We start from the raw sequence: 17054 nt of genomic DNA on the forward strand, positions 1-17054 counted from the left end.
GGGTGTAATTACATTCTATCGGTAAACTCTACTGATGTCAACCATCATAAAAAAAGTTTACAATTGGTTCATGATGACAAATAGGTTTAAACCAAAATGGAACCGCCTATTATCAGGCCGTTCCATTTTTATTATCTTGATTATCTTGATGAACTTTTATTGAATCTCCATTCACTTGTTTCTTTCATATCTCCAGATTAAGTGGTCTATATTTCTACAATTAATCCCTAAATACTTTTCTTGCAGCGTCGTTACCGCTTGTTCAATCATGTTTGTTGCTTGAATGTCATTAATACTTGACCCACAAAAGCTTTTAAGATAATTTTTAATATGACGATCGGGCTTAATGCTATCTTCATCTCCTGATAGCATATAGAAATATGACAATGATTTTCCGCTGCTTTGTCCCTTAATACTTAGAATTTGATCTTCAACTATTTGATTTTTCATCATTTTTTCAACGTCTCTAAATGCCTCAATGCCATTGGTCTTTAAAATAAGCGCAAATGCTCGTACTGCACGCGATTTTAGAATACCATTTCTTGATGAAGTTCTTTGCTTGTTTTTAAAGATCTCATCAGCTAATGCGTCGTCACTGTATCGCTCAATATCCTTTAAAAAATCACTAACTGTATACTCGTTCACTATTGAACTGTATGTCGTTCCATAATCCCTGAATAAAGCAACCTTACAATGCTTACTATAGCGTGTTACGGTATTTAATGTACTGGAATATCTAACACCAATTGAAAAGACTGCATCAATGATACAAAACACGATACTATTATAATAAAATGATTTCGAAAGGCTCAAGTCATTAAGATCAAGGGTTTGTTCCATATATTCTGATAAAACCATAAAACGATCACCTCATCGCATAAATTGTGCACATCACTTCTTCTGCCAAACCGGTTCTCGCTTATTTAAAAATGCATTGACGCCTTCATGTGCATCTTCTGTTGTGCAGAGTGTTGCAAAATGATTATTGGTTAAATCCAAAGCGGCGGTATAGTTGAGGTCTTCCATTTTATAAAAAGACTGTTTCCCCAGCTGAAGCGCCAAAGGACTTTTCTTCGCCAATTTAGCGGCAAAGGCCATGGTTTCCTCTGCCAGTTTTTCTGTAGGAACGACTTTATTGACAAGGCCAATGCGCTGCGCTTCATGGGCATCAATGAGTTCACCTGTCATAATCAGTTCAAGGGTTTTCTTTCTGCCTAAACTCTTTAATAAAGGCACCGCCGGCCCCATGCAAAATAAACCAACGTTGACAGCTGTTGCACCAAATTTTGCATTTTCAGCTGCAATTGCCAAATCACAGGCTGCAACGAGACCAATGCCGTTCGCCACGGCTATTTTATGTACTGACGCGATAACCGGTTTGCCCATTGAAGCAATGGTCACATTCATTTGTTCCATAAGCGTTACCCATTCTAAGTATTCTTTATTGCTTTTGCCTTCCAAATCATTGACGTCAATCCCCGTACAGAAATTGGCACCATTGGCATTAATAACGATGACATTGACCGCTTGATCACTTTCCAGTTCGATCAATGCTTGATTAAGTTCCGTCGCCAGCGGCACATTAAACGTATTATGCTGCTCAGGTCGATTTAATGTAACGATGCCGATATTGTCTTTTTTGCTAACGATCACACTTGAATACTGCATATAGACACTCCTTTTTCAAATAATCAAGGCATTTGCCTCAACCTTCACTTCTAAAAAACGTCATCAAAAGCTATCTTGCCTATCATTATCATACTATTTATCAATTAGATGAGCTACATCATTTACGAAATAAGGCCATATTTCACTTTAATTCGATCAAGTTTTTCCAGCATCGGCATCCCTCCAAACCATAGAAAGAGAACCGTTGACGCAGCGTGAATTAAATCCATCGGCATGCCCGTTAAATAGTACGTCAAAATAATGTTCACATTCAATTCATTTGCCCACATTAAAGCGCTGGCTGGATTCATAATACCGCCGTAGATGACAAATGCACAGAATGCGCCGAATACACAAAGCGATCCTCTCGTTCTGCGTAGAACCCCTTTTCTAAACAGTATACCCGCTGTAAACCCGATCATTCCCATTGCAAACATCTGCCACGGCGTCCACGGTCCCTGTCCTGCTAAGACGTTGGAAGCAACCATTGTCATCGCACCGACTAAAAAACCCGTTTCACCGCCAAATGCTACCGCAGAAATAATGACAATTGCAATTACAGGCGAAAAATTCGGCAATATCAAAAATGCGGCTCTGCCCGCAACGCCAATGGCGCATAATGAAGCAATGACGACGAGCTCCCTCGCTTGCGGCTTGCGTCCCTCGAATACAAGCGCAAACGGCAGCATGGTTTCAATTAAAATCATCAATGCAATAAAATAATATTTTTTCCCATTGAGATAGTAGATTCCAATAAACAGTGTTATTGGTATCAGCAGCAGCATAAGGACTGCCGCAGCAACCGTTCTCTTTGACAATTTGCGCTGATCTCGGCTGACCTGTATGGGGGAGATGGGTTTTGGTGATTTGCGTGCAATTGCTAACGCAAAAATGGCCAGAGAGGCAATGAGCAGTACCGCACTTTTCAACTGATTTTCAGCCATATTGCCTTGTCTGACGAGCACTGTTAAATCGGCGATTCGTATTGCCTGTATAAAAATAATAACGGCAATTAGTGCAGACAGTCCAGCAATTACTTTTCGCCAAAGCGGCAGCGGTTTTTCAATTGAACTTGCTTCTATCTCCTTCGTCACGATTGATGCAGGCGTTGACGCATCGATTGCCGGCTCTGGTTTTACCGTTCCGCCGCAGGCTAAGATGACATCCTCCGCCGTTATGGCATCCGGAAGCTTCGCTCTTGCCATGCGATTAGCAGCCGTGGTATAAAAACTATTGCCGGCAAAAAACTTTCGCGGTACTGCCGCCGTTACAATCGCACCATCAAAGAATAAGGCACATCGATGTGCATACTTTGCACAAAATTCGATATCGTGACTCACCATAAAGACCGTTACGCCCCTTGCGATTAAAGTTCGTATGATCACGGCAAAAACAGCCTTGAACGCTGCATCCAAACCTTTTGTCGGTTCATCCAATAATAGGATTTCCGGCTCAAGCAACAGGACTTTTGCCAAAGCAGCCCGCTGTTGCTCGCCGCCTGACAAATCATAGGGGTGTCGGTCTATGAGCGTCTCTAACTGGCAAAGCTTTATCATCTTCTCTATCTTTTCTGTTCGTACAGCCTTTGACATCTTCTTTCCCTTAAAGATTTCCTGCAAATCTTCCTGAACCGTTTTTTTAACGAACAGCGTCTGAGGGTTCTGGGGCAACATGCCCACACTGCCATTTACTGCCACATTACCGCGATACGCCTTTCGCAGCCCTCCGACAATGGAAAGCGTCGTCGTTTTACCGGTGCCGTTCCCTCCGAGTAGTGCCAAAAACTCACCTTTTTTAACCGTCAAAGAAACGCCCTTGACGACATCGCCGGCTTCTCTTTCATATTTAAACCAAACTTCATCTAATACAATCGCATTTTCTTCGCGATCACACCTTTCAAAACTTGGCCAATCGCTAAGTTTGACTGTATTTTTCATTGCAAATTCATTTAGCCAGTCCCTGCCTTCGCGAACCGTAATCGGACATGACGATACATTCGGCACTGCTGCCCATATGCGCATTGGCGTCGGCATCGCCATAAACATTGCATGATCAGACGTGTTGAGCTTTTCGCCGACAACATGCGGATTATCATCGGCAATGAGCCTGCCGCCATCCATGACCATGACACGATCTGCCATTGGAAACACTTCTTCTAAACGATGCTCCGTCATCATGATTGTCGTCCCCAGTTCACGATTGATTTTACCAACTGTCGCTAAAAAGTCTGATGCCGCAATCGGGTCAAGCTGGCTGGTCGGTTCATCTAAAATCAATACGGACGGGTGCATAACCATTATGGACGCTAAATTTAAAAGCTGTTTCTGACCACCTGACAGTTCCGCAACACTTTTGTGAAACCATGTTTGTATGCCGAAAAAACTTGCCATTTCAGCAACGCGTCCGCGAATCGTCTGTGTGTCATAGCCCAAACTTTCCAATCCGAAAGCCAGTTCGTGCCAAACCTTATCTGTGACAATCTGATTATCGGGCGACTGAAATACAAATCCGATCTTCTGCGATTGCTCACGTTCATCAATCGTGTCTAGCAACTTCCCTTCAAAGCATATTTTCCCGCACCTTGCGCCATGGGGTGTCAACACTGTCTTCAATTGCCTTAACAGCGTAGACTTACCACTGCCCGATGTGCCGCAGAGAACAACGAATTGTCCTTCCATAATATCGAAAGACAGTGTATCAATTGCCTTATGCTTCTGTTCGGGGTAGTAAAATGTCAGTTTTTCTATCGTGAAGGTTTCCATTTTATGTCCTCATAAATATTAATCAGTATCGGAGTGGCGCACAAAGCAAAATAGATGACCATAAAGCTAATTGAGAATGGTGAAAAATCTGCGCCTTTCATCACTGGAAAATAACGGAAGTATAAAGCGTTTAAAAGCCACCCCATTGCTATATAAGCCGTACAATAAATAAGCCAAATCAACGCCATTTTATCACGACTGTCAAAACGGTAGATTGCAAAAGCCGTCCTTCCGGTCAGACCGTACCCCCGCGACTTCATGCTGTCTGCTGTTTCAATGGCATTCTCAAGACTCCACGTTATCATAATCGATATGATGGTAATGCCATTTTTTAACCTTTGTATCAGGCTGCCATTTGACACATCTCTTCCGATACAACGCTGCGCTTCAGAAACCACTTTAATTTGCGTCAGAAACTTTGGTACAAATCGCAGCGTCATAGACAATATCAGTGATAGTGCCGGCATGATTCGTCCAAATAAGTACACGAACTTATCTGATGTCATTACGGCATTATAACAGGCAAACCATATGACAACTGCTGCAAGCATTGCCGCAGCAGCAATGCCATAGGTGATACTCTCTAAAGTCAAGGGATTGCCGTTTGGCAGGTACATTAAAATCGTTACCCCCTCATGGTTAAACGCAGGGTTTAAAAGTGCTGCGAGCAGCATCATTGGCAAAATGAAAACAAGGTTAAAGCGCCTCGACTTTTGACGGTTAAGGTATAAATTGTATCCAATCCCTGTTAAAAGTGATATTGCAAGCATGATCGGGTGCATCAAGCACATGGTAAATACGAATATCAATATGAAATACAGACAATTGATCAAGGGATGAAAACTGCTAAAAGCGTCAATATTTCGCATCTAATCACCTACTGCCTCACTGCCGCCGATGTCCTCTCCAAGATTGCAAGTATATTGCCATTCGATGCTATCGCCGTCTTGGAGGCCGTACCGACTGCAACCATAATTGGGAAACCAACCGTTTACACTGTACATCCAACCCGACTGCTCACCACAGTCAAACTCATAGAGATTGTGGATTCCTTCAATATAAGCTGAGTTGTAAATTGGCGTATTTTGGTACTCCATGTGGATCTTGAGTTGTTTACAAGTCCGCAGCAGGACATTAAAAACACTTTCCCCTTCATAAAAAGTTACTTCCATTGGCGCTAGTATCCAACCGTCATCCGGCACGAGGGAGACTTTTTCATCCTCGAGCCATGCCATATTCTCCAAAATAGTCGAACATGAAATTGACAGAGTGGCGGTGTACTGTGTATCGCTTATGACAACTGATTCAGGTTCAACAGGTATGGGCATACCTTCGGGAACCGGAGCCGTTTGGTATTGATCCAGCCCGGTCTCTTCATTGATAATCATGCCCCGAAGTGAGGAATCGGAAAAATCCGACGGAGTCGTATCTGTTTCGATATCACCAAGCCCCACTTCCGTATTTTCAACTTCGTCAGTACTTTCAACCTTGTCAGTACTCTCAACCTCATCTATACTTTCTGAATTGTATTCATTATATGAAATTTTATCATGATCACGCGTTGCATCAGTTGTATGCCAACCCCTTAAACCGGGTGCATTCCCGCCGTACCAAAATGCAAACGTCAGTACAACTACCATGATGACGAGCATCATAACTTGTTTTTTTTTATTTTTAAACCACATTGTTTTACCCCTCGATGAGATTAGAAAGTTTTAACAGCCGATAGACCATCTGAGCAATCTCACCGCGAAGCGCCGGTGCATTCGGGTCAATTGTCATTGCCGAATCCTCTAAAATACCCGCATCATAGCAATATGCCACAGCTTCCCTTGCCCATTCTGAAACCGTTGGATAATCTGTGAAGCCAGCCAGAATGTCTCTCTGTGCCATTGGCGTAAGTGATGTCTCTAAACCGCAGAGTTTTGCTGCTCTCGCCATCATTACAGCCGTCTGCTCACGGGTTAAGAGACTATTCGGATTAAAGGCGACGTCATCATTATCGCTGATAATCCCATATTGGCTTGCCGTTTCAACATATTTGGCATACCATTCACCCGTTGTCATATGATCAGAATCCATCACTTCTGTCAGCGGCAACCCTAAAGCAATGGTAAGCATCGCGGCACCTTCGCTTCCCTTCATTGGATTTTGAGGTCTGAACGACTGATCAGCTGTATAGCCGTTGATAATCGCTCGCGCTGCTAATGCGTAAATCGCATCTGTATTTGCCAACCCATCAATATCCGTAAAGTACACCGCTGATTTGGTAATCGGCACTGCCTTTACATCTTTATGTTTATACCGGAGGCCTTCACCCGCAGGAAGCATTTTGCTGATCACGCCATCACTGATCGAAAGGGCATCTGACATCCTATACAAACTGTTTTCGCCATTTGCAGCGCGTTTTGCTGCCACCAGTCCATAAAGCCCTTGCTCCGATGCCATTTGACTGCTGCCGCCGCCGCTGTGCGTATGACTAAAACTGCCATCTGTTTGTTTAAAAGTAAGTATATTATCAAGCAGCGAATGGCCATTTTTAACAAAGCGACTGTCTTCAAGATCGATTCCGAGTTCACACATTGCTACCAGTACTTGGACGCATGCCTCGACATTTTCTTCGCCCCATGACGTGTAGCCGCCATTTTGATTTTGCCCTTCTGAAAGACATTTAAGCGCTTTTTCCGTTGCCACCTTGACCCGATCATTTTCCTGATAGTCGGCGAGTGCTTGAAGCGCCATGCCAGTGAGATCGGGATCTGCGTTGCCGCTGCCGCCTTTTGCGTTTAATTGCCAGCCGCCATTATCGAGCTGACGGGATAAAATTTCATTCACATAAAGCATTCGCGTTGCCTGTCTCTCAGCATCGGCATTCACCGGCATTGGGTAATTGCCGCTGTCTAACGCGATTAACGCCCAAATCGGACCATTGATTCCCTGCCAAACCGTCTTTTCAAAATCACCCAAAGGGCGCGTTAAATCATAGCCTGCAACTTCTCTGGCATCAATCCCTATCGCTGTAAGCGCTAAAATAACACGGGCATACTCTGTGTACTTTCGTTCATCCAAGATACCATTATGTGCCTCTAAGTAAGCTTGCACTGAATCGGTATAATCTGCAACATATGCCTGTGATAGAGGGTACCCGCTTCGCGCCAATCCAATAATCGCCCATTCGCCGCCTATGCTGCCGATTTGGGGCTTTTTCACTTTTTCGTACATATATTTTGCAGAACTGTTCACTGCGGTGTCGAGAATCGAATCACTCGCGGCAAATGCTATGGGAAGCGAGGTCATCATTGCGATTAACAAAACGAATGCCGCCATTGTTTTTTTCATACACATCCCCCTCCTTTTTAAGCGAATATGCCCGCTGCTCAAATCAAGTGAACAGCGGGTCTCTATGTCGCTTTTATACTACACTCTGTAGCCGTTTATTACCTTCTTAAAAAGGCTTTTATGTCATAACGAGGTGCATTCGTATTAATCAACCAGCAGATTATAGAAAATCTGTGCCATTTGTGCACGCGTTATGTTCGCTTGCGGCATGAGCTTATGATCATATCCGCTAATCTTGCCTGCTTCGACAAATGTTTGCATGGCCTCTCTTGCATACGATGCCACTTCATCGGAATCAGTGAAGTCTGAGAGCGCTTTGCCCCCTGTGTTTGCTTCAGGAAGCCTGTCCAGAACGTCGAGCACGCGATACAGCATCGTCATTAAATCTTGACGCGTGATCGGTGCATTTGGAGAAAACAATGTGCCCGATGCATCTGTCCCACTGGAAATGCCAAGGCGTTTTGCCGCTGCCAAATAACCTGAATAATAAGCGCCGCCTGCATCTGCAAAATTATCACCAACCGTTGTATCAGCTGCAATGCCATAAGCTTTAAAGGCCATGGCGATAAATTCGGCTCGCTTGAGTTCACCGTCCGGATCAAAGTTGCCGTTGCCTTTACCGGCTGCAATGCCTTGTTGTGCGACAAACTGAACCGGATGATAATACCATGCGCCTTCAGAAACGTCTTCAAATGGATTGGTCCACGCCATTTCGTTTGTTACGGCAAAAGTTGAAAGATGTGTTGTCGCCACTTTTACAGCGAGCACATCGCCGCTTGTAATACACTGCCCTTCAGCTGTTTCCACTTCCCCATCATCCGAAATGATATAGACGACATATTGCTTACCTTCCAGATAAGTATCGTCAACCGGGATTGCCAGATTCAACTCATTGCCGTCAAAGCTGGTGACCGCTTCGCCGCCTGATGTTATACTAATTTCCACAATCATCGCTTGTTCAGCTTTCAAACCGATCGCTTTAACGTCATCGGCTGTTTTGCCGGCGATTGCAATGGCAACATCACTGCCGTCAGCCTGTGATACAATGGCTGTCAGCGTCTCGCTTGTCATGCCCACGGAACCTTCCTTGGTTTCAATGACAAGGCTCTTTTGACTGTCTGCAATTGCTTTTACCGCTGTTTTGGGCAGAAGCGTTTTGACATCATCTGCATCGTCAATTCTCGTTGCGGCAATACGGATAATCGCGCTGCCGGATGCTTTTGAGGCATTTAATGCATCAGTAATCTGTTTTGCTGTAACACTTGCGGTTGCAGCATTGCCGGATACTCTAACAACAGCTGATACCATCTCTGCTGAGCCGCCTAAATGCCCATCGAAAAGTGATGCGCCATCGGATCTCTCTGAACTTCCCGCGTTTAGCTTATCATCCCATTTGTCACTGCCTTCTTCTTGTGTATAGTCATCGGTATAGTGCCAAATGATGGAATCGCCGTCTGCAACGGGCTGCTCAATGATGCCCAGTGTCGGATGCTTGCCATTCACTGTATACATCCAGCCCGAAAGATTGCCATTTGTAAATTGAGCGAGCTTGACACCACTTGGCGTCGTAATGGATTTAATATAATTTGATGAAAGACCAACATAGCGATAACCATTTGCGTCCAGCACTTTTTTAAAGACGTCGCCAACACGCGACCCTTTTGGAACTGTGACGGAGGTCGTGTTGATCCAAGTGGTCAAATTGCGTTTTCTCAGCGTTTGGATCGTACCTTCACCGTTGTGAATCGTTGCACCCAACAATTTAAAGGTAACGGTTATATTGGTCTGCTCGTCGTTCGGATCGTCGTTGTCGTCATCATCCTCATCGTTGGTCACAACCATTTTGGTGACGACAAAAGTAGAGAGATGTGCAATATCAACTTCAACAACCAATTCACTGCCGCGCATTATGCAAAGGCCTTCATACGCTTCTACGGTACCGTTATCTGAAATAACGAAAACCGTATAGGACTTGCCGTCTTCGTGATTTGGTCCGGCAGGCAGTACAATTTTAATGGACTGACCGCCAAAACTCGTGATTTTATGATCTGCCGCCTGAATGCTCACCTCGACGGCAAATGCATCGGTCGTATCCACGTTGGCATCAATAATCGTCTGGTTCTGCTTGATTTGCGCAAGTTCTTCATCCGACTTTTGATCAACGGATATTGCAACATTTTCGCTGTCTGTCACTTGCGCAACAATTGATTCAAGTGCGGTTTGCGGAATATCAACCGTGCCGCTTTTGGTTTCAACGGTTAGGGAAATGGTTTCATCTGCATCGGCTATGTGCTTTGCTGCGGCTTTCGGCAACATGGCAGTAACTGATTTTGCATCGCCGGTTTCTTTCGCCGCAATGGTAACGCTGTCAGCGCCTTTCGCCTTTGCCTTATCCAGTGCATCGGATACCTGATCTGCCGTAACTTCGGCTTTTGCCTGATTGCCCTCTACTTTTATAGCCGCTTTTACTGCTTCTGTTACTTTTGTAAAACGGATTTCTCGCATATCATAGAGTGCTGACGCTTCATTTCTATATCGGTTGTATGCTGTAATGGCATAATAGCCTTGTTCAGTCGCCATCTGACTGACTGAATCGCCAATCGCATGACTGTACCCGCCGCCCACAATGGCGTATTGAAGCAGTGCATCAACGACACTTTTCCCATTTTTAACAAAATCATTGTTCGTGTGAGGATCAATTTTCAGTGCTGTCAATGCGACGATGATTTGACTGTTCGCTTCTGCACTGCCAAAATCACCGTGGTTATCCTGTTTCTTGCTCAGCAGTGCAAGTGCTTCATCAACCGCTGCTTTGACGGCTGTATTGCTGTCATAATAAGGTGCAAGGGCTTGAATCGCCATCCCCGTTAAATCCGAATCTGAAACCGTTTGACTGCTGTCTATATGCCAGCCGCCATCTGCTAAGCGGCCATCTAAGATCGTCTCAATGAGTGTATCCCTTATCGAACTTTCGTATGCATGACTGTCTAAGGCAATAAGTGCCCAAATCGGACCGTTGATGCCCTGCCATTTTACGTATTCAATGTTTTCAAGTGCCGTCGTCAGATTGTAGCCCGCAACATGGGTAGCATTCTTGCCAATCGCAGTAAGCGCTACGATTAATCGCGAATTGTCTGTCGAACTCATACCGTCTAGGCTGCCGCTGCTGTCAATGTGTTCTTTTACATAGGCCGCAACTTTACTGTAATATTGATCGTAGTATGCGCTCGGCACTTCAGCACCGCTTCGTGCCAATCCCATTACCGCCCATTCGCCAAATGTAGAACCAACATTTGGTGCGTCTACTTTGGTGAGCAGATAGTTCGCCGTTGCTGCATGTGATCTGTCAAGATCCGTTTTTTCTTCTTCTTTGTATTCGGCATCTGTTTTCAGTTTATCAATTTCAGTTTTATACGAAAGCAGTACCGAACTGACCGTTTCTGAACTAGTCGCTGCATTGATGGCCGCCTCGCCGTTTATCATGAGAAGGCTTAACTGGGACTGTTCTGCTTCACGGTAATCATCGGCGCTGACATAACCTTTCAAGCTGGCGATCGCGGCTGTTTTAGCATCGGCGAGCGCAGATTCTGCGATATATGCAGCGTCTGTTTTTAATGCGTTGATAGACGTTTTGTATGTTGCTAAAATTGCTGATACGCCATCGGTATCTGCTGCCGCATTGATGGCATCAGTACCCTCTTGGACGTACTGCTGTAGCATTGCTTTTTCAGCTTCGCGATAATCTGCTGGATTTTTGTAGGCTGCGAGTTCAGCTATCGCCTCTTTCTTAGCTGCTTTCAGCGCTTCGGCGTCTGGATCTGGATTAATGTTCGTATCTTCCTTCGTCCAGTCTTTGGTATAGAACCACTGTATGCTGTCTGAATCTTCCAGAACGTATTCAGCATAGCCCAAGTCGCCGATAATGCCGTTAACCCTGAACATCCATCCGGAATTTGGCCCAATGGTTTCATCTTTTTCGATCAGTTTTGTTCCGTTGGGATGTGTAATACTTGCAACATAAGTCCCGCCGGCATTTGTTTCAAAAGCGTATCCTCTATTTTGAAGTATGCGATCCGTCAAATACTTAACCGATGACCCTTCTGGTACTGTCATCGATTCTGCCGCAATCCAAGCCGCACCCTCACTGTCGAGCATCTCAAAACTTATCGTTATCTGATCATCATCGTCATCATTGTCTTTTGTTTCGCGCGTAATGATAATGGTGTGAATCGCTGTTGTAATACCATCTCTGGCCGTTACTTCAAGATTGAATGTATTGGCACCTACAGCGAGTGGGAAAGCATGTGTATGCCTGATATTTTGCTTTAGTAAAATCCAATCACTGTCGCTTTCTGCCTTTAGCTTCATCGTTGCTGCTTCAACACGCGTCGATGCTTTGAAGGTAATGCTTTCAACTGCATTCTCAACGGTGCCGATATATTGATCTCCGTTCTTTACAAGATTCATATCGCCCGGAGCAATTTGGACTGTCTTTAGATCTGTTGACGTATCAAAGTCAGCCGCTGCACCGCCTTTGACATGGATAACATATAGCCTAGGTTCTTTAATGTCATTTTGCAGGATGACGCGAATTGTTCGTTCACCGTTTTCATCAAATAATGCTGAAAATTCACCGACGCCAACAGAACGTTCGTTGTTGATATAGATATTGTCATTGCCCGCGCCTTTCGCTTTGACACTGGCTGTCTCGGTTGCTTGCGGCAGCACTATTTCATAATAGCTTACGCTGCCGTCGGTTGAAGTATCATCAGGCGTTTTGCTTAGCACATCAATGCCATTAACCGCAAGTTCTAATGCCGCTGCCGTCGTGCCTACGTCAGTGGTCGACTGATAATTATCCGTCCTGACAATGGTACCAATTTCCGACGACGCTAGCCCGGAAAAAGGTGAATCACAAACATTTTGAATGCGAATATAACTAATTTCATCGAGATTCGCTGGTTTGCCCGTTTGGTCGACCGCCCAGTCAATATCCATCACATCGCCGACGTTCTGGAAGGGGTCTACCGTGTATGGGTTATACGGTTCACCTGTAATGTAATACCTGCCCTCACTGTCTGCATTTTTACTGGCCGATGCAATTTCAGCATATCCAAAACCAACAAGCGTATACGGTGATGGCAGTAATGTCCCCCGATAAAGCATAAGGGTCTCTGCTACTTTACCGCTATTGAGTACCACCGTCTCGTATTGTGTTGAAAGCTCATAGTGCCCTTGTCCTGCAAGCGTATACCAATCGATCCCATCCTTTGACACGGATACACTGGCGGCTTCAGGATTGGCACCGCCTTGGAAAGAGTTGCCAACTACCATAAAGTCAATGCCATATGGATTTCTCATATCATTTTTAATTGGCTCATCATATTTAACGGTTAGATAACCGCCGAGACCACCAAGGCTAAGGTAATGATTCCACGCGCCATACGCTTCCATCACACCTACGACATCGTAATCATTCGCACCAAAGTTAGGGTTTGCGCCCTGTTCAAAGTCGACTATTTGATCCGGTGTATAAACGCCTTCATAGGGTGATCGATATTTTAGTGTGAATGAAAAGGCGGATGACTTATCGCCAGTTGTTACAATTACATTTGGTATTTCGGGCAGCTGTTCTATCGTATTATCTGCAATGGGGAAAATCACTTTGTATTGATCCAGAGATACCCCTGATGCTGTCGTCACCGCTTCCGGCAACTTTTCAATTTTGCTGTTTCCGATTCCCGTACTCGTATCAAAAGCAATGGTACTGTCTTTTGAGATTGTAAAATACATCACGGCTTCTTGCTGCGTATATTTGTAAATAAAGACATCCGAGCGTATTTCAGTTGTTTTCTGCCCGCTTTTGCCTGCGATTAAATCCTGTGCTTCATAAAATTGCTGTGAAAAGCCCAAAGCTGTGTTCTGCGTTTTATTGCCTTCTATATAATAACCTTCTACATCCCAAACATCGGCTATGTTTTCAAGGCCCCACGTTTCCATTTCACTCTTGATAATGTGAACGTTATAGCGCGTTGCCACATTGGGATCCGCAGCGTCTGCTACAATAAACTGAACATCTGTCACGGCTCCTGAAAGTACTATTGCGGCCGTCCACTTATGATTGATTGCTGCGAGATCGCTTTGCTGTGTGACGCCTGCGACCTTATACGTTAATTTTAATACGCCATCTCGCGCTGTTCCCAATGTAAAGATCACTTCGTCAGTATTGAGATTGACGTAATAATTATAATTTGTTTTTTCCGGATCAAAACCCGTCGCAGCATCATCCGTCCGCTCAAATGTCCCTGCTTTAAATGACTTGCCTTTAATATTCCCACTGGTATCATACGGCTTGTCGCCAACGGCGGAAAGTCCTAGAAGCGCTGTGTCGGTTTCATCATGATCGTCGGGAACGTAAGTGCTTATATCCGCAAATACAATATTGCTTTCACTTGTGGTATCGACGTAATTCTTCGTACTGGACGGTTCATTGGCATCGCCGTATACCGTATGCCCGTAGAGCGTAATCGGCTGCGTCGTACTGCCGAATAAATCACCTGAAAATTTCATCGCCGGGTTGTAGATGACAACATGCGCCAGTTGATCACAATAGTTAAATACAGATTTACCCATATTTTCAACCGTCGCAGGAAGCTCAATACTTTCCAGCGCTGAATTATAAAAGGCGCCGTCTTCAATTGTTTTCACGGATTCCGGGATCACTAAGCTAGAGAGCCTTATATTGCCGAAAGCAGATTTGCCGATTGTTTCAACGGAATTCGCTATTTCAATCGCCTTGAGTCCATCTGAATTACAGCCGCTAAAAGTCAATCGCGGGATATTTTGCCAGCCATCAGGCACGACAATTGTACTGTTTTTATAAGTATTTCCCGTTGCTGTCATTTGGTACAGCGCTGTACATTGATCAAACGCGCCTAGACCAAGCGAATCCAAATTGGCTGGCAGTTTTGCAGACGTAAGACTGCCATTTTGAGCACAAAGCTGAGAACCGATATCCGTGACGGTATTTGGTATTTCAATGGTCGTAAAGGTTGTGTGTTGGAAGACATTGTCTCCAATAGATTTTAAGCTGGAATCATCGTCAAACCGTATATTATTAATGCCATAGCACTTGTAAAAAGCTTCGTCATCAATAGCTTTAACACTGGCGGGAATTGTAAACGTCCCATTGCTTTCTGTATTGCTTTGCAGTTGATTTGAATTTTTAAAGGCATCTTCACCAATCGTTTCAACGTGACTGTCGCCAAAATCCACATATCTTAATTCGGAACACGCATCTAAGCCTCCCATCACTTTTACGGTCTCGGGAACCGTAAAACCGACGAATTTTGTATTGCCAAACGCACTGCGACTGATTTTCGTCACTTTAGAATCGCCAAAGTCTATTGCGGTTAAGCCACAGCCATAGAAAGCGCCGTCTGTAATGATTTTTATGCTATCAGGAATGGCGACTGACGCAAGGGCGATATTGTTGCTGAACATATACGAATGGAGTGCTTCCGAAGCAAACCCCACTTCAAAGCTCACACTTTTCAATCCCATATTGTCAAAAGTCCCCATCGCATTACTAGCATATGAACCGTAAGTGATATCGCCGGCGGGAACTGTTATATTTTCGACATTGCTATTGGCAAAAACACCATATCCCAATGATGCTAATTGTCGTTTTTCAGTTGCATCTTTCTCAAATAAAACTGTCTTTAATGTCGAGTCATAACCAATTAAACGAGAACTTCTAAAAGCATAATTACCAATGCTTTCAACACTGGCTGGTATTGAAACACTTTCCAGCTTCGAATATTGAAAAGCTCTTTCGCCGATGTCTTTTAAATGATCTGGAAAATCGATAGCCGTAATAGGAACGTTTGAAAAAGCCTGTTCGCCAATTGATTCTAACTGACTGCCATCCGCAAAAGTAACAGTGGTCATTTTGCTGCAGTTAGAAAATGTATTTTCACCAATTGTCTTAACAGAAGCGGGAATGTGCACACCGGTAAGGCTTCTGCAATTATAAAAAGCATCGTTGCCGATGGTCACTATACCTTCCGGGATCGTGATATGCGTTATATCCTGATTACTTTTAAAAACGTCGGCGGCAATACCGATTACTTTGTGATCGTTGAGCATTGCAGGAATGACAACAGCACCACCACTGCCAGTATATGCTGTTAGAACGCCCTCATCATTGACTTCAAAGTGATCTGTTTCAGGATCATTAGGATCATTAGGATCTTCAGGTGTTGATCCTGGTACATATTTGACAAACGTTACATTGTCAAATTGATCGGCAAAAGTCTTGGTCGTCGATGGATCTGTACTGTACAGTTTTATTGGCTGTGTCGTAAGGTTAAACATCGTGGTATCGGTGTTGTCACCATTTGTACCAAAAGCCATCTGTGCGTTTAATACCGTTACGCCTTCAAGTGATGTACATGAAAAGAAAACGCCATTACCTATACTAGTAACTGTTGCAGGCAGGATTACTGCTTTTAAATGCTCACAACTCCTGAATACCCAGTTCCCCAATGTCGCATTTTCTGCCAGACCTGTTAAGTCCACTGTTTCCAGTGCTTTTAAAATTTTGAATGCGTTATTCTCAATAGACACAATACTGCTGTTTGACTCTAGTTTTATCGTTTTAACCGCATCGCGGATTGATGATTCTGGTGCGTACGATTTGACAGCTGTTACTGTCGCAACATTGCCTGTTTCTGCATCGGTAACCGTCGATGGGATCACGAGGTTGCCGTCTCCATCCAGCGCCGCGGCTTTTATAACCGTCAACACATTGTCTTCTACTGTGTATTGAGCATTTGTTGCCGAGGTCGACACGGCGCCGCCGTTTAAGTCTTCAAACGTTACATTGTCAAATTGATCGGCAAAGGTCTTGGTCGTCGACGGATCTGTACTGTACAGTTTTATTGGCTGTGTCGTACTATTAAACATCGTCGTATCGGTGTTGTCACCATTTGTACCAAAGGCCATCTGTGCATTTAATACCGTTACGCCTTCGAGTGATGTACAGAAAAAGAAAACACCTCTGCCAATACCGGTGACTGTTTCAGGTAAGTTCACTGTTTTCAGACCGATACAACTCCTAAATACCCAGTTCCCTAATGTCGCATTTTCGGCTAATCCCGTTAAGTCCACTGTTTCCAGTGCCGTTAGGCTTTTAAATGCGTTGCTTTCAATAGACACAATACTGCTGTTTGACTCTAGTTTTATCGTTTTAACCGCATCGCGAATTGATTCTTCCGGTGCGTA

General features: G+C 44.3%; 7 protein-coding genes. All 7 read right to left on the bottom strand.

The window, feature by feature from the left end:
• Nucleotides 1–171: 171 nt before the first annotated feature.
• A complete protein-coding gene (locus KHM83_RS13350) occupies nucleotides 172–858 on the bottom strand; it encodes a hypothetical protein (protein WP_213237527.1) in 687 nt (228 codons plus the stop codon).
• A gap of 33 nt (nucleotides 859–891) precedes the next feature.
• The gene (locus KHM83_RS13355) at nucleotides 892–1668 is read right to left on the bottom strand and encodes an enoyl-CoA hydratase/isomerase family protein (protein ID WP_213237528.1); all 777 of its coding nucleotides are present in this window, start codon (nucleotides 1666–1668) and stop codon (nucleotides 892–894) included.
• Between the two features lie 122 nt (nucleotides 1669–1790).
• Nucleotides 1791–4430, bottom strand: a complete 2640-nt coding sequence (locus KHM83_RS13360) for an ATP-binding cassette domain-containing protein (protein WP_213237529.1) — start codon at nucleotides 4428–4430, stop codon at nucleotides 1791–1793.
• Nucleotides 4412–5299 carry an energy-coupling factor transporter transmembrane component T gene (locus KHM83_RS13365; RefSeq protein WP_213237530.1) on the bottom strand — a complete coding sequence of 296 codons (888 nt, stop codon included), beginning with the start codon at nucleotides 5297–5299 and terminating at the stop codon, nucleotides 4412–4414. Before KHM83_RS13365 ends, KHM83_RS13360 begins: the two co-directional genes overlap by 19 nt.
• Nucleotides 5300–6115, bottom strand: coding sequence for a DUF4430 domain-containing protein (locus KHM83_RS13370; RefSeq protein WP_213237531.1), 816 nt, complete (start codon nucleotides 6113–6115; stop codon nucleotides 5300–5302).
• 4 nt (nucleotides 6116–6119) lie between these two features.
• Entirely contained in the window at nucleotides 6120–7769 is a 1650-nt protein-coding gene (locus tag KHM83_RS13375) for an S-layer homology domain-containing protein (RefSeq protein WP_213237532.1), read from the bottom strand.
• 144 nt (nucleotides 7770–7913) lie between these two features.
• Nucleotides 7914–17036, bottom strand: coding sequence for a leucine-rich repeat protein (locus KHM83_RS13380; RefSeq protein WP_343213155.1), 9123 nt, complete (start codon nucleotides 17034–17036; stop codon nucleotides 7914–7916).
• Nucleotides 17037–17054: the final 18 nt, after the last annotated feature.

The sequence above is a fragment of the Fusibacter paucivorans genome, assembly GCF_018390735.1.
GTDB classification, from domain to species: Bacteria; Bacillota; Clostridia; order Peptostreptococcales; family Acidaminobacteraceae; genus Fusibacter; species Fusibacter paucivorans.